This window comes from Streptomyces sp. DH12 (genome assembly GCF_020873895.1).
Taxonomy (GTDB): Bacteria; Actinomycetota; Actinomycetes; order Streptomycetales; family Streptomycetaceae; genus Streptomyces.
Map to the genome: position 1 here is coordinate 103794 of NZ_JAHWGT010000022.1, position 14662 is coordinate 118455.

At 71.6% G+C, this 14662-nt stretch carries 18 protein-coding genes and 1 pseudogene; 1 reads left to right on the top strand and 18 read right to left on the bottom strand.

Translation table 11 applies throughout. The annotated features are described in order from the left end of the window. Positions 1-96 precede the first annotated feature (96 nt). From LPA54_RS21230 to LPA54_RS42895, 13 genes are all read right to left on the bottom strand, one after another. The gene (locus tag LPA54_RS21230) at positions 97-984 is read right to left on the bottom strand and encodes a hypothetical protein (RefSeq protein WP_228980166.1); all 888 of its coding nucleotides are present in this window, start codon (positions 982-984) and stop codon (positions 97-99) included. 29 nt (positions 985-1013) lie between these two features. Continuing rightward, the gene (locus LPA54_RS21235) at positions 1014-2063 is read right to left on the bottom strand and encodes a hypothetical protein (RefSeq protein ID WP_228980167.1); all 1050 of its coding nucleotides are present in this window, start codon (positions 2061-2063) and stop codon (positions 1014-1016) included. A 56-nt stretch (positions 2064-2119) separates the two neighbouring features. Next, positions 2120-2947, bottom strand: a complete 828-nt coding sequence (locus LPA54_RS21240; protein ID WP_228980173.1) for a methyltransferase — start codon at positions 2945-2947, stop codon at positions 2120-2122. Positions 2948-3029: 82 nt separating this feature from the next. Further along, positions 3030-3419, bottom strand: coding sequence for a hypothetical protein (locus LPA54_RS21245; RefSeq protein WP_228980175.1), 390 nt, complete (start codon positions 3417-3419; stop codon positions 3030-3032). A 132-nt stretch (positions 3420-3551) separates the two neighbouring features. Beyond that, positions 3552-4577, bottom strand: coding sequence for a DUF3560 domain-containing protein (locus LPA54_RS21250; protein ID WP_228980178.1), 1026 nt, complete (start codon positions 4575-4577; stop codon positions 3552-3554). A gap of 93 nt (positions 4578-4670) precedes the next feature. Further along, entirely contained in the window at positions 4671-4967 is a 297-nt protein-coding gene (locus LPA54_RS21255; RefSeq protein WP_228980179.1) for a hypothetical protein, read from the bottom strand. Between the two features lie 63 nt (positions 4968-5030). Next, the gene (locus LPA54_RS21260; RefSeq protein WP_228980181.1) at positions 5031-5297 is read right to left on the bottom strand and encodes a hypothetical protein; all 267 of its coding nucleotides are present in this window, start codon (positions 5295-5297) and stop codon (positions 5031-5033) included. A gap of 116 nt (positions 5298-5413) precedes the next feature. Further along, positions 5414-8158: a DUF3560 domain-containing protein gene (locus LPA54_RS21265; protein WP_228980183.1), complete on the bottom strand. Its 2745-nt coding sequence runs from the start codon at positions 8156-8158 to the stop codon at positions 5414-5416. A 66-nt stretch (positions 8159-8224) separates the two neighbouring features. Continuing rightward, positions 8225-8524, bottom strand: coding sequence for a hypothetical protein (locus tag LPA54_RS21270; RefSeq protein ID WP_228980185.1), 300 nt, complete (start codon positions 8522-8524; stop codon positions 8225-8227). 298 nt (positions 8525-8822) lie between these two features. Further along, a complete protein-coding gene (locus LPA54_RS21275; protein ID WP_228980187.1) occupies positions 8823-9284 on the bottom strand; it encodes a hypothetical protein in 462 nt (153 codons plus the stop codon). A gap of 206 nt (positions 9285-9490) precedes the next feature. Continuing rightward, entirely contained in the window at positions 9491-9769 is a 279-nt protein-coding gene (locus tag LPA54_RS21280) for a hypothetical protein (RefSeq protein WP_228980189.1), read from the bottom strand. A gap of 31 nt (positions 9770-9800) precedes the next feature. Continuing rightward, the gene (locus LPA54_RS21285; RefSeq protein WP_228980190.1) at positions 9801-10163 is read right to left on the bottom strand and encodes a hypothetical protein; all 363 of its coding nucleotides are present in this window, start codon (positions 10161-10163) and stop codon (positions 9801-9803) included. Positions 10164-10312: 149 nt separating this feature from the next. Further along, positions 10313-11077, bottom strand: a complete 765-nt coding sequence (locus LPA54_RS42895; protein ID WP_228980192.1) for a PP2C family serine/threonine-protein phosphatase — start codon at positions 11075-11077, stop codon at positions 10313-10315. Positions 11078-11277: 200 nt separating this feature from the next. Between LPA54_RS42895 and LPA54_RS21295 the strand changes: the two genes are divergently transcribed. Further along, complete coding sequence (locus tag LPA54_RS21295; RefSeq protein WP_228980194.1) at positions 11278-11886, top strand: hypothetical protein; 609 nt, start codon at positions 11278-11280, stop codon at positions 11884-11886. 51 nt (positions 11887-11937) lie between these two features. Here LPA54_RS21295 and LPA54_RS21300 read toward each other — a convergent pair whose 3' ends face one another. The 5 genes and pseudogenes from LPA54_RS21300 to LPA54_RS21320 all read right to left on the bottom strand — a co-directional run. Next, positions 11938-12462: a hypothetical protein gene (locus LPA54_RS21300; RefSeq protein ID WP_228980196.1), complete on the bottom strand. Its 525-nt coding sequence runs from the start codon at positions 12460-12462 to the stop codon at positions 11938-11940. A 37-nt stretch (positions 12463-12499) separates the two neighbouring features. Further along, complete coding sequence (locus LPA54_RS21305; protein WP_228980198.1) at positions 12500-12997, bottom strand: hypothetical protein; 498 nt, start codon at positions 12995-12997, stop codon at positions 12500-12502. Between the two features lie 57 nt (positions 12998-13054). Further along, the gene (locus tag LPA54_RS21310; protein WP_228980200.1) at positions 13055-13654 is read right to left on the bottom strand and encodes a hypothetical protein; all 600 of its coding nucleotides are present in this window, start codon (positions 13652-13654) and stop codon (positions 13055-13057) included. A 312-nt stretch (positions 13655-13966) separates the two neighbouring features. Beyond that, positions 13967-14200 (bottom strand): hypothetical protein, encoded by a 234-nt coding sequence (locus LPA54_RS21315; RefSeq protein ID WP_228980202.1) that lies wholly within the window; start codon positions 14198-14200, stop codon positions 13967-13969. A gap of 234 nt (positions 14201-14434) precedes the next feature. Continuing rightward, positions 14435-14662 (bottom strand): annotated as a pseudogene (locus LPA54_RS21320) (dihydrolipoamide succinyltransferase); the annotation flags it as partial.

Sequence of the window (14662 nt, forward strand, 5' to 3'; positions counted from 1 at the left end):
TGGGTGGTGGTGTCGTCTTCAGTCATTCACCGAACCCCCCGGGATAACCTCGTTATCCCGGGGGGTTTGGTCAAGAGGTCGTCAGGAAAGCGCAGGTCAGGCGCCGTCGGGCGTGAACGGGATCAGCGGCGTCAGGTCGTCCGAGAGCACGTACCAACACCAGTCGTGACCGCCGACCGCGTACCGGCCGTCCTCGTTCGGCTGGAGGACTTCTACCGCTTCCTCTCGGCGCTCGCCGTCGAGCCACATCCAGCAGACGACCAGCACCACGGCGTGCGCCCGGCCGTCGACCGTGCCGTCCAGGACGTGCACCGTGTCGACCGAGCCATGCCCGTAGCAGTCGGACTCCTCCTGTGTGTTCTCCGCGATCCGCCTGACCGTGTCAAGGTCGAACCACGGCCGCACGTACCCGTCGCGCTGGTCGGCGGGGTCCACCATCGCCGGGTAGCGGTCGCGGTTGTTCGCGCACACCAGGACCTCAACCATCGCGCTCCCCGCGCGGGCCTGGTGGGCGAGGGGTGGTGGGCCGAGGGTGAGGGACGCCGCGCGGACGAGGTCGAGGGCGTAAGCCGGCCGTCGGCCGCGGTCGGGCAGTTCAGTGCACAGCGGGTGCCAGACATCGCGGGTGCCGCCGTCCAGGTGCATGGTCCACTCGCTCATGCCGTGCAGAGCGCTCACCGCCTCGACCCAGCCGACCATGTCGGCGAAGGTGCGCAGACTGCCGGCTGTCGTCCAGTACTGGCCGGTGGGAAACAGCGAGCCGTCATCGCCTTCGACGAGCTCGACCGCGCTGGCGTCGAACGGGGCGCCGGGCCGGTGGCTGGTGAGGATGTCGCGGACCGCCGCGGCGGTGGCCACGGCCATGACCCGGCCGAGCCGCTCGCGTGCCGCCGTGGCCCCGTCCAGAGCCTCCTTGACGGCCGCGCCGAGCGTGTTGCTGTCAGGGAGCTGGTAGGTGGAGTGGGGAGGGGTCTGGTTCTTCATGCGCCGTCCTTGTCTCGTGGGGGTGGGGGTCAGTTGGCGGGCGGGTTGGGGAACCGGAGCCAGTGGGGGCCGATGTCGGTCAGGTCGCGGCCCAGTCCGGCGAGCAGGACCGCGTCCACCTCGCCGAGCGTTTCGGTGTCGAAGGGGCCGCCGTCGCCGAGGGTCAGCTCGGTGTCGCCGGCGAAGACACCGACGATCCGGGGGGCTCCGTCGGCCTCGAAGAGGGCCGCGGTGGCCCCGGGGGCGAGCCTGCGCAGGGTCTGGCCGACGCGGCGCGTGGTGTCCTTGAGGGCCAACGCCTGCTCGCGGGTCATCCCGCAGTCCTCGCAGTGGAGGACGTGCCAGTCCTGGCCGGGGTCGATGCACAGGCACCACCAGGACGCAAAGTGCCACGTCCACTCGCAGGCGCCGACGTTGTACCGGCCCTCGTCGTCGGGCTCGATGATGAGGGTGGACTGGCGGGCGCCCTCCTCTGCCAGGTACATCCAGGTGACCCGCAGGACGACGGCCAACGGGTTGCCGTCGGCGTCCTTGCCGCCGCAGTGGATGACGTGCACCGTGTCGACGCTTTCCGCGCCGCATTCCTCGGCGAGGCGCTGCGTCTGGGCGGCGAGCTCGCGGACGGCGTCCAGCGTGAAGCGGGGCGAGAGCCAGCCGTTCCAGCGGTCCTGGGGGTCGACCTTGGCGTCGAGCGGGCCCAGCGTGTCGTCGATGCAGACCCGGGTGTCGACGCTGCGGAGGCGGGACGCCAGCCGCCGGATGACGGCGGGCTCGTGCCGTCCTTCCCACCGGCCGGCCTCGTCCTCCAGTTCGTCCGCCAGCGTCTGGCACATCTGCTTGTAGAGGGCCCTGCGGTGGGGGCCGGTGCCGTCGTGGCGGCTGGCCCGCCACGCCTTCTCCCAGACGTGCCGGTCGAAGCGGGCCGTGTTGGGCAGCCCGGCGGCCACCTGGAGGAGGACCCGACGGTCGAGGAGCGCGCGGCCGTCGGAGTAGTTGATGCGGGCCTGCAAAACCTTGGCCACGGAGTTGAGGGCGGCGGCCAGTTCGAGCCTGGTGATGTCCGGGGTGGTGCTGGTCATGACGGGTGCCTCCGTGTGAAGCGTCGGGTGGTGTGTGGCGTGCGGCCCGGGGTGGTTCACGCCTGGGCGAACAGGTCGAGCTGGAGCGGCTGGCGCTGGTGCCAGCCGTGGGTGGGGAGGGCGCTGCCGGGGCCGCCGTCGAGCCTGAGCAGGACGGTGCGGACGTTCGTTCCGGCCGGAGCGAACGCGTCGGCGGGGAGCGGGATCAGCTCGCCCTCGGCGTCGGCGATCAGCTTGCGGAAGGCGACCGTGGCCCGGTCGGTGTGCCAGGTGATCGACTCAGGCATGACCGCGACGAGGGTTCCGCCGTCCGCCATGAAGCCGAGGGCGTGCATGACGTGCGCAATGGCGTCGGCGAACGGGGGGTTCATCAAGACGCGGTCGTACGGGTCCTCGATGGCCATCGGGTCGAGGCTGAGGAAGTCGCCCTCGATGACGCGGCGGGCGACGCCCAGCTCGCGCAGGACGTGGGCGCGGCGGGGGTCGATCTCGACGCAGTCCACGAGGCCCATCTGCTCGGCGGCGGGTTTGGCGAGCGAGCCGGCGCCGGCGGACGGGTCCAGCACCGTGTGGCCGACCCGGATGCTGGCGTGCTCCAGGATGTCGAAGACGACTCGGGGCGGGGTCGGGTACCACCCCTGCTCGAACCGCGAGGGCCATTCCTTGGCGGCGAGGCAGGCCCGCATGAACTCCTGCACCGGGAAGGGGAAGACGTGGGCGCGGACCGCCTTGCGGCCGTCCCAGCGGCCGCCGATGTCCTTGAGGACCGTGTTCATCCGCTCGTACAGGGCGCTGTCGAGTTCGAAGGGGACCTGGACGCGGCTGCCGTTGATGACGGTGCGGGGGTCGCTCAGGACGGCGTGGATGTCGTCGGGGATGCGCATGGGCTGCTCCTGGGTGCGTGCGGGCGTGGGTGGTGGCGCCCCGTCCGTTGGGTGGGCGGGGCGCGCCGCGGGTGGAGGGTGGTCAGGCGGGGGTGCCGGTCTCGTCGGCGGCGATGGCGCGGGCGTAGCGCTCGGCGTGGCGGGCGCTGGAGAATCCGCCGCGCGCCCAGCGGACGAGCAGCAGGTTCTGGTTCGCGGAGCTGAGTCGGGCGACGTGCCAGGCGAGGGTGACGGGCAGTCGGCCCGCCTCCAGGTCGGCCTGGCCGCTGGGGAGGAGGCCGAGGAGGTCGAGGCACCAGCTGATGTAGCGGGGGCGGCGGCCGGCCATGCCGGCGATCTCGTCCGTGGTGTATCCGGCCGCAGCGAGGGTGACGAAGATGCGGGCCTCGTGGAGGGGGGTGGCACTGGTGGAGGTGGCGAGGTCGGCGATCCGCTGGGCGAGCTCCGGGGGGATGACCTTGATGGTGGCCATGTGGGGCCTTTCGGTGGTGGTGGGTGGTTACACCTTCATCTTTGGACAAGGAGAACGGGATAACCTCGTTATCCCAAGTAGTTTGGTCAAGAAAGGGTCAAGGGGTCCGTGTCGCCGGGCCCTTTGGCCCGGCTACTCCGTGACGGCGTCCGCCTGGAGCCGGTCGGCCATCTCCTCGGCGCTCATCCGGCCGGTGACCTTGTCATACGGCAGGGTGCTCGTGCGGTTGGCCAGCTGGTTGTCGCGGTTGTAGACGCGCGCCCGCCAGTCGGCCGACCTCGGGACGGTCAGGCTCCTCTTGTTCACCCGGAGGACCAGGTACCAGCGGTCCCCGGTGCGGGCGTAGTCCCCCGCGGTGAAGTCGTCCTGGCTCCAGATCTTGACGCCCTTCGCCTGGACGGACTCGATGTGACGCTCCCACCGGCTGATCTCGTCGCAGAGGTCGAGGTGGTCGGCGTCGAGGATGACCAGGTGATCGACGATCACGTGCGGGTCGATCGGATTGCCCGCCTCGGCGCAGTCGGTGGCGGTCCGGACGACCCGGTCCATCTGCCGCTCCACGCGCCGCCGGTCGGCCCGCAACCGGTCGAGGCGGCGGAGGGTCGCTCCGGGGTCCTTCCGCCCCTGCTCGAAGCGCGCCGCCGCGGCCGCGCGCGCCCGGCACCGGTCGGCCTCTTCCTGCTCGGCCACGGACTGCCCCGAGAGGGTGTGAGCGCGCTCCAGGTCGCGGAGGTGCCGGCCGGACGAGTAGTGGTCGACCTTCACCGGCTCACCCTGGTAGCTGGCTCCGATCTGCCGGGCACGCAGCCACTTCTCGTCGGACGACTCTTGCAGGCGGTCAGCCTTGGCGTCGAGCCGTACGGCGCGGCGGCCGGCCTGCTCGTACCGCTCGACCTCGGCCTCCTCGAAGGGGCGCCGTACGGTCTCCTGGATGTCCAGGGTGACCGTGTGCCCAGCGGCTTCGAGTGCGGCTTGGGCGCCTCGGATGCGACTCGTGTCCGCCGCCCGGTCCCGCGAGCCGCGCAGGTAGATGACTCCGGTGGAATAGGCGTTGCGGAAGCCGAGGGGGCGCAGCAGCGGCAAGACGCCGTCACCGCGCTCCGAGCCGTCGATCGTCGTGCCTGCGGCTCTGGTGTGCCTGATCGCGATGTGTGCCATGCCGGTACCTCCTGGGGTTGTGTGGCGTGACTGCGTCGGTGTGGACATGGAGGAAGCTGGCCCGGCGGTCGCCGCCGGGCCGGTGGAGGTGGGTCAGGAAGGGAGGCGGCCCGCGGTCGCCTCCTCGGCGGTGAGGCGGGCGTCGGCCCAGACGCGGATGAGGGCGGTTCCGGCGTTGGCCGCGGCCTCGCCGGGGGTCAGGCCGCTGTCGAGGCCGGCGAGGAAGCGGACGGCGAGCATGTCGAGCGCGCAGGGGCGGGTGAAGGTCTCGACGAGCCGGTCCAGGTCCAGGTGCGGGAACGACTGGTGGAGCGAGCGGGCGGCCAGGGCGGCGACCTTGCCGACGGCCTCACCGAGGGCGTCGGCGGTGATGGTGGGCTGGGTGGCCATGGGGACCCTTTCCTTGGGTGGAGGGCGGCCCGGCGGGCGCCGGGCCGGCGAGGCTGGTGGGGTTCAGGGCGCGGGGTGAGCGGTGATGTGCCGGATGCCGTAGCAGGCGCCCTGCCGGTTGATGCCGAGGAGTCGGACCCGGGCGACGGCCGGGGCCATCTCGCCGGCGCGCAGGGCCCGGACGAGGGCGAACACGCCGTCGTGGACGTACACCGCGCCGATCCCGGTCTGGGCGTTGGTCGAGCGGAACATGGCCCGCAGGGGGATGACCTGCTCGGCGAGGTGGTTGGCCAGTTCGGTGGCGGTGAGGGTGGTGGGGATGATGGCCATGTCCGGCTCCTGGGGGTTGTGGTGGGTTGTGTTGCACCTTCATCATTGACCAATAGCATCTGGAGTAGTGTCTTTATGCCGATTAATTTGGTCAAAGATTCGTCAATCGGTCCAGGTCAGGTGATGGCGAACAGGTCAAGCTGCTCGGGCGTCTGACCGTCGGCCGCCATCTGGGGCAGCTCCTCCATCGACCCCTGGTTGAGGTCCGGCAGGACCGGCTTGGGCTCCGGGTTCTCCGCGTCGGCCCGCAGCTCGGCGACCACGGCCGGGTCCAGGCGATGCTCGGCGATCTCCTCCTCGGTCGGCACCCATCCGGCCGGCCGCCGGTGGATCCGGTACGCGATGTCGTTGACCTTCGCCCAGGCGTCCCAGAGCCGGTCTTGCCGGTCCTGCCACGCCATCAGCCGCTGGTGGGCCTCCCGGAATGCCGCCCTCGCAGCCTTGCGCTTCGCGTCCTCCTCCTGGGCCTGCCGGGCCAGCCTGCGGGCCTGCTCGCCGTGAAGGAGGGGGCGCAGCCGCTCGCACTCCTGCTCTCGGTTCATCTCGACCGGCCGAGGCTTCCAGCGCTTCCAGACCATCGCGGCCCGGCGGCCGTCGACGGTGACCAGGATGGGGCGCCGCCTGGTCGCGTCCGGCGTACCGACCGTGAGGAACCCCGCCTTCACGAGGGCGCCGAGTCGGTGGTTGGAGATGGTGCGGCCCGCGGTGCCTGGCTGGTCCTGGCAGTGCAGCGTTCCGAACGCGTGGCGGTAGAGCCGTCCGGCCGCTGCGGCAAGGACAAGTTCGGCCTGACCGGCGGACCAGCCGAGGGCCGCGGCCTGTTCGCGCTGGAGCCGCAGTTCCTCCGGGGCCTCGACGGGCGGGGCGGGCTCGTCGCCCGGGGGCTCCTCCGGCTCCGGGTCGTCGGCGGGCCTGAGTGCCGGCGGCTCCTCCGGCTCCGGCTCGTCCACCGGCGGGGCGGGCTCCGGCTCACCGGCCGGTGGTTCCTCCACCGCCGGGTTCTCGGTCTCGGGCTCGGGCGCCGGGGGTGTCTCGGTGGGCGCGGCCGGGGTCGGCTCGATGGTGCGGACCAGGCCGCTCCTGGAGCCACCTGACCACCGGTCACCCCGGTACTGGAAGCCGCGTTCCTCCAGGTGCCGTTTCACCGCTGCCAGGAGCGACCGGGACGAGGCGGCCTCGGTGAACTTCTCGCCGTCCGGCGCGCTGATCGTGACCGGCTCGTACAGCTTGTGCGGCTTCCCCCTGCCGTCGAGATAGGTCAGCGTGGCCTCGGTGGCGTCCCACTCGGACACGACCTTGACCCGCTTGGGGACCTTCGGGTCGCTGCGCCGCTTCTCCTTCGGCTTGACGGCCTGGGCTTCGCGGACCGCGCTCGCCGGCTGCGCCTCGGAGGCCGCCCACGCCGTCTTGATGCCGGGGACCTTGCCGTCCGCGAGGAAGGCCCGCATCGCCTCTTCGGGACAGCGGGCGGCGATCTTGCTGTAGTCGATGGTGAACGTGCCGAGGGATCCCCACTCGGTGGCGTCCTCCAGCGTCATGACCGCCTTGGAGGCCAGCCGGAGGTTCCACGCGATGCTCAGCGTCTTCGGGTTGACCCGCTTCACCTGGTACCAGGTGCCGCCGTAGCGGGCGAAGTCGCCGGGGGCGAAGTCGTCGGCCTCCCACAGCTTCACGCCGTCCTGGCGGGCCTTCTCGACCACGCCCTCCCAGTAGGCGATCTGCTCTTTCAAGTCCTCGATCTGGCGGTCGTACCGGCTGGTGTTCGATGCGCGCTCGCGTTGGCGCTCAACCCGTCGGAGGTCCGCCCGCAGCTTCTCCAGCCGCCGCCGGGTGCGGTTGGGGTCGTAGCGGCGGTCCTCGTACTGCTCGGCGGCCTCCGCCCGGTAGCCGTAGTGGGTGGCTTTGTTCTGCTCCTCGATCGACTTCCGCATGTTGTTGTCGCTGCGCTCGATAGCGCGGCGGTGGCGGCGCTCGCTGTGGTGGCCGACGAGGATCGGCTGGCCGGGCTCGATGCCGTCCAGCGCGCCCATCGCCGCCTTGTACCGGGTGGTGCTGTTGCTCGCGGCGCGGTCGGCGCGGTCGCTGTACCGCTCGGCGCGGTCCCCGGCTCGCTCCAGCCGCTCGGCTTCGGCCTCCGCGAAGCTGCGCCGCTTCGTCTCGTCAATCTCGACGGTCACCTCGTATCCGGCCCCCCGCAGCGCGGCGATCGCGCGGTTGATCCGCCAGTAGTCCGCCTCCCGGTCGCGGGAGTGCTGGATGCCGAGGACGCCGAGGGAGCGGAAGGGCCGGAAGCCGAACGGCCGGACCACCTCGAAGACGCCGTCGCCCTTCCTGGAGCCGTCCAGGAGCGTGCCGTCCGCCCTCGTGTGGGTGATGGTCACCGACGCCTTGGGGGGTGCCGGGGGCTCCTCCTCTTCCGGCTCCGCCGGGTCCTCAAGGACCGCCTTGCCGGCCGTCGGCTCCGGCTCCGGCTCGGGCTCCGGGTCCGGCGTGGGCGCGGCTTCCGGCTCTGGCTCGGGCTCGGGCTCGTGGGTGGTGGTGGGCGGCTCCTCGCGGACCCGCCCGCCCGCCCCGTTGCTGATCGTGGTCATCGGGCGCGGCTTGCCGTCGATGTAGCGGACGGACACCTTGAACGACCAGCCGCCGTCTTCGCTCGCCCAGCGCTCGATGTCGTCCGCGTGGGCGGCGACCGTCTCGTCCGCGTGCTGGGTGAGGGTGAGGACGTACGTGGCGACGCGCTCGCCGTCGCGGTACTCGCCTTCCACCCGGAAGTCCTTGCCGCGGCCCTGGGTGAGGCCGAGCCGGCGAAGGGCGCGGGCGATGGCCACGCTGGGGGTGCGGGCGGTCTGGACGACTGCCATGGGGTTCCTCCTTCGGGGATGGGAGCGGCCCGGCACCTGCGTGCCGGGCCGCGGGGGGTGGGGCGGTCAGTTGGCGCCGCCCATCCCCCACCAGATGCCGTTCTTCTCGTCGGCCTCGGCCTTCCGGCGGGCGGCGAGGCGGGCGTCGCGCTCCTCGGGGGTCTCCTGCCAGACCGTGATGTCGGTCAGCGGGCCCTCGTGCCGGTACTGGCGGGCGACGATTGCGGCGGCCTCTTCCGGCGTCAGCTTCTCCTCGCCGTTGTTGAGGTAGGTCGTGTTCTTCTCCAGGCCGTCCCGGCACCACCAGGCTTCGGCCGGTGCGGGGTAGCTGTAGCGGATCTGCCAGCGCTGATCGGTGAAGGCCATGTCGTTTCCTCCAGGTCTGTGGTGGTTGTTACACCTTCTTCATTGACAAAATAGGTCTTGAGTAACCCTGGTATCCAGGAAAGTTTGGAGGAGTTTCGGGGCCCCGTCCCGCGCCGGGGACGCGGCCGCCGGGTCAGCCCCGGCCGTCGAGGTCAGACAGCGCGCGCACCATCGTCCAGCCGTCAAAGCGGACCTGCGAGACCGCCGGATCGACGTCCGGACACTGTCCGTTCCGGCCGTCCGGCCGGACGGAGGATGGGGTTCTACCTCGACGGACACTGTCCGGATGTGTCCGGCGTCAGCTGGCGTACGCGGCCCGGACGATGGTCGGGTTGATCTGGCTGTCGTCGTCCGGCCAGAGCCAGAGCCAGGGGCGTCCACCGATCGACAGCCCCTGACGCGGGGGGAAGCCGGCCCTGACGCGCGCCGAGCTGTAGGAGCCGTGGAACCAGATCCGGGCCGCCGCCGACCCGTACCGCTCGCCGACCAGCTCGGCGAGGTCCAGGCCGTGGCGGGCGGAGCGGTGCAGCTCGCCGACGAGATCCTTGCGGGTCCACCGACACGACCACTCGGGCGCCTCGCCCAGGGCCTTGCGGCGGATCTTCGTCTGGTCCGAGAACGCCTCGTCGCCGTGCCGGCAGTCGATCGCCTTGCTGACCGCCTCCCGGAGGTGGCGGGGCTCGGCCTGGATACCGTCGGCGGGGATGAGAGCGGCAGCCGTGGCGTAGACGCCCCGCACGACGCTCGGGGTGATCTTCAACGGGTTCTCCTGCTGTACGGTGCCGGAGGTCCGGACATGTCCGAGGTCGAGGCGGACACGTCCGGACGTCTGGCGAGGGGTCAGGGCGCGGCGAGCGCCATGGCGAAGGCGACCGAGAGGCCGTTCACGAAGTCGGCAGCGACCGTCTCGCGATGGCGCCGGGTGAGGGACCGGGCTTCCTCATGGAGGGCCAGGCAGATGGAGTGTCACGCGATGACCGGTCGGGTCCGGCCGGGCTCGACCGGCTCGGGCAGCTCCGGCACCCCGAACAGCACCCGGAGCGCGTTGTCGTCGTCGACCTGGATCCGGGGGACGACCGTGGCCGTCTCCTCGCGGTGCTCCGTGCAGGCCGCGAGCCCGTGGCCGCTGGCCGCGCTGATCATGACGGTCGCCTGGGCGCGCCTGCCACTCAGGAGGCAGCGCACACAGGGCATCGCGACGTAGGCGGGTACCGGGTCTTGGCAGGTGACGGCGTGGTCGGACATGACGTAGTTCCTCTCTCGGCGGTGAAGGGGGTCAGCCCGCCAGGTCCAGGACGTGGACGGCGATCCGGTGGGCGCACACATGGAGGGCGCGCAGCCCGGCCGGGCAGGTGCAGGCGGCGCGGGCGGTGCGGTAGGTCTCGCTGCCGTCGCTGCTTACGACCAGGAAGACCTTGTTCTTCGTGGTGTCGCGCAGGGGGATCACGCCGCCCTGCTCCAGCAGCTCGACCGCCTTCTCGACCAGGTGGGGCTTGTGCTGGTCCAGCTCGGTGGAGCGGGTGGCCTTGCGGACCTTCCGCCTGCACTTCGGGCCGTAGCCGTCGGGGCTGACGTTGCGCAGTCGCCGGCCGCACCGGGTGCACCGGGTGGTGTTCTCGGTCTCGGCGGTGGCGGCCACGGCGACTCCCTGGGGTGGTGGAGTGGGGTTACACCTTCATCATTGAACAAATATCTCTGGGATGTCTAAGTTATCCAAGTTGATTTGGTCAAGGATTGGTCAAGCGATCTTTCGCGTCCGGCGGCCCTGTCGCGGCACCGAGGGAGCGCTCAGGCCAGGTCGGCGAGGAGGACGGTGGCGTTGTCCGCGTAGGAGTGGGCCGACTCCTTCGCACCCGTGGTCCGCAGCGACGTCTCGACCGCGAGGGCGACGAAGTCCCGGGCGACCTCGTCCAGCGGCTCGTAGGCCAGCTCCACGAAGAGGTCGTGCCCGGCGTCAAGGTGCGGCCCGTACGCCCCGTCCGAGGCCAGCAGCAGCCGACAGGGCCCGTCCAGGCCGACGGTGGCCGCCTCGATCGCCGGGTGGCCGAACCGGGCCATCAGCTCCTCGTCGGCGTACGCGCTGCCGAGGTAGGAGGTGATGACGTTCCGGTCCCCGCCCGGGTGCATGGCGGTCGGCGGGTGGACCCGGCGGTCGTTGTGGTCGGCGGTGAGCCGGCGGGCGATGCCCCGGTCCAGCAGGTATGCCCGGGAGTCGCCGCACCAGGCGACCGTCATCGGCCGGCCAGGGGCGACGACGACCACGACCGCCGCGGCCGAGGGCATGTAGCGCCGGATGTACGGGTCCCGGCGGTCGGGGTCCGCCGCGTAGTCCTGGTAGATGTGGCGCAGTCCGGCCTCAGCGTCGCCCCGGCGGGATGCGGCACGGGCCAGGCGTCGCGCGGCCTTCCGGCTCCAGTCGCGGACGCTGAGGTAGTCGCCGATGCCGTCGAGCAGGACGTAGGCGCGGGCGCCGTCGGGCGCGGTGTGGATGGCCGTGGCGTCGCACTGGGCGGCGCGCGAGCCGAGGGCCTGGGCGGTGGCGTAGTTGCGCACGGGGCGCTCCGTTCTCCGTCAGCGAGTGGGGCGGTGGGCCACTCGGGGTTCGTGGTGGTTGGTGTGTCGTCCTCAGTCTTTCCGACCCCACATTCATCCAGACTCGTTTGGCCGATAAAAAGCCAGGTCAGGCCGGGTTTTTCCATTCCTTGGGTCTGGCGCTCACGTTTATCCCGGCGGCCTTGTGCCAGACTTTCGGCATGGCCACCACCAGCCCGCCGCCCAGCGGCTACCAGCCCAGTGACCAGCTCCGCGACTCCCTCGCCGCCTGGGAAAAGGCTGTGGACGAGACCGAGCCGCAGGCCCGCGAGGCCCTGGAGGAGGGCATCGCCCAGGAGTTGAGGGACGACCGTCAGCTGACCCTGAACGTGCTCGCCCAGCACCTGCCGTGGACGGCGGAGATGCTGCGGCTGCTCATGGCCGACCGGGACGTCCCGCCGCGCGAGCGCCACCGCCAGGCGGAGGGCGAGCCGCAGGTCTACAAGCCCAGCGAACGGCTCCGCGATCTCCTCGCCGCCTGGAACATGGCGGGCGACGACGTGAAGAAGACCCGTGCCTCGCTGGAGGCGTGCATCGCGGACGAGCTCAGGGCCCATCCCACCTTGACCAACGCGGAGATCGCCGAGCACCTGCCGTGGAGCCAGGAGCAGGTGCGGGTCATCGCCCGCGCCCACGGCGTGCCGCGCCGCCGGAAGCGCGGTTCGGACCACAAGCTCATCGAGGAGAACGGCAAGCCGAAGGCCGTCACGGTGCCGTATGACTGGTACGTGCAGCAGCCGGGCGCGGACCCGAGCATCACCCGACGGTGACAGCACGACGCCCCGCTCTCCGAGGGAGAGCGGGGTGTCAGTGCGTGGGCCTCAGCGATCGGCGCGGGCCAGCCGGATCAAGGCGGCGACCTCGCTCACCGGCTCGTCGTCCAGCGTGAGGTCGAGCTTGGAGGAGCCGGCCGCCCGGGTCACGTGGCCGCGCAGGTCGCAGTTGCGGAATCCGACCTCGCTCGTGCCGGGCTCGGCCAGTTCAGCGAGGGTCGGCCACGGGGTGTCGTCGCAGTCGCATTCCTCGTCGTGGTAGCAGGCGTTCCGGTCCTCGGCCTCGGCCCGGATCCGCTCGTACTCGATGTCGGTCAGGCAGCGGAAGACGACGTGGGCCCGGTCGCCGAACGACTGGGTGAGGATGTGGGCGTCGATGCCGGGGGCCGCCATCTTGCACCAGAACTGGGGGCCGTCGCCCCGCCACGTCTCGTGGATGCTGCCCCGGCCGCCGTTGGCCTCGATCAGGTAGAGGCACGCGACGTGCGCGGCGGCCTTCGCGGCCGACCGGGCACTGTCGCGCGCCGCCCGGAAGGCGGTGGCCATGGCGTCGGACGTGGGGTTCTTGTTCATGCCTGGTCCTTGTTGGGGTGATGGTGGGCGGAGGTGGCTAGTTGGCGGCCGTCGGCCGCTTGCAGGAGTCGTGGCGCGAGCAGTTGCAGCGCCCGCAGTCCGCGCACATCTGGCCGACCTCAAGTCCGCAGGCGCCGCAGCCGCCGGTCTCGTCCAGGTCCTCGTCGTCCAGCGCGAGGGACAGGCGCATGAGGCTGTCGCGGCTGAACCGCAGGCGGGGGATGCACGAGCCGTCGCAGGTCACGGTCTCGCCCAGGCCGACGTACAGGCTCTCGTGGCCCTCACAGGCGTAGTCGACCTCGTTCTCGGCGGGCTTCACCTCCACCGTCAGGTCGTAGACCTTGATCAGGCCGACCCCTTCGATATCGGCGCGCGAGCGGACGTTGCCGACCTCGGCGATCAAGTCGCGGTCGCTGGCCGGCTGCTGGCCCTGGGCTCGGGCCAGGCCGAAGACCAGGGTGCGCAGCTCGCCGCCGTCCTTCGCGGTGAACAGCTTCTCCTTGAAGGCGGGGTGCTGGATGGTGACCTCGTACATGGCGCTCCTCGTGCGTGCTGGGTGAGGGGCGGGCCGGGCGGCCCGCCCCAGGGGTGGTCAGGGGCGGGCGGTGCCGGTGATGCGCTTCACTATCTCGGCGGCCTCGGCGTCGCCGGCCTCGATGGCGCCGGCGGTGACCGGGTCGTGCTCGCGGAGGTACGTCAGGGCGGTCGTGAGCCGGTCCAGGGCCGTCTTCCACTCCGGGTTCTCCGGGTCGGGGTCGGTGCGGACCCGCTCGGCGGACGCGGTCGCCAGGTGGCGCATGGACCGGATGCGGTCCTGGGCGTCCTCGTCGCGGAGGAGGAAGCCGCGGGCGCGGGCCTCGCGTTCGGCGACGACCACGCTGTCCATGTACTCGCCGCTCATGTAGTCGCGGCCGGGCTTGGTCAGGTGGGGGAAGGTGCCGCGCTCCTCGGTGAGGGCGGTCGGGAAGGCGATGACCAGGAAGCCGACGACCTGCTCGGCGTCGATCACGATCACGTCGCCGTCGGCAATCTCGTCGCGGTCGGCGGCCTCGCGGGCGGCCTGGGTGGTCTCGAAGTGGTGCACGGGGATCGCGGCCCGCCGGCTGTCGGTGTCTGCGACCAGGTCGCCGAAGGCGAGCGCCGCGGCGGCCAGCGGGGAGGTCTCCGCGTAGGAGCTGGGGTTGTCGGTCACTGCCTGGGCCCTTCCAGTGGGTGAGTGGTCACACCTTCATCATGGCCCAAACACTCAAGGAATACGCTCCATATCCAAAAGAGTTTGGACAGAATTCGGGGGTTGTCGGCCGCTGCTGCAAGAGCGGCTCCCGCCGGGTCGCCGTCGAGGTCGAGAGTGCCGGTCAAGGAGGCGGTGAGCCGCAGACGGAGGCACACGGAAGGACCGTCCTGGTGCTGACTCCAACAAGGCGCGGCCCCGCTCACACGCCCTCTTGCAGGAGGGAGCGGGAGCGGGGCCGCGCTTAGTGTGCGTACCGGGTTGCCGGGGCGGTCAGGCGAGCTTCACGAGCAGGGCCAGGCCGAGGAGCACGAGGACGACGAGGAGGGGCGACCAGTCGCCGGCCTGCTGCGGCCCCGTGGCACTGCCGTACAGGATGTGCTCGCCGTCGGGGTGGTCGCCGCCGTGCCGGTCGGTCCGGTGGCCGCGGCCGTGCTGCTCGGCGCCCCAGCGGGTGAGGTACGGCCGGGAGGTGGTGGCGCACAGGGCGCATCGGTAGCGCGGCACGGGGCGGCTCCTCCCTCGGGTCGAGGACGCGAACGGCGCACCGGCGCGACGTGGTCGCGGGTGCGCCATCACGGTAGTGGACCGGGCCTCGCGACTGGTTCGTTTCGCGACACGCGGGGCGGGCCGGTAGGGGCTGACGGGGGTGGTTGCCGGGTCGGTTGAGGGCGGTTGCGAGCGGTTGATGAGGTGGTAGACGCGCAGGTCAGGGACTGGTTGACGGGGGTGGTTGATGGGTCATGCGGCACGGTCAGGGGAGGGGTCGGCGGCGCCGCTGATGACGCGAAGGAAGGGCACCAGGGCGGGGGCGCCGGCAGGGGCCGGGGCGGGGGTGTGGAGGGGGTGCTGCTCGGGCGCCGGACGGGCGGCCTCTGTCACCTCCACGGCGGGGGCGTGCGGCGCTCCTGTGCCGGGGGCCGGGAGGGGCGCGGCAGGGGTGTCGGGGAGGGCCGCGAGGACGTTTCC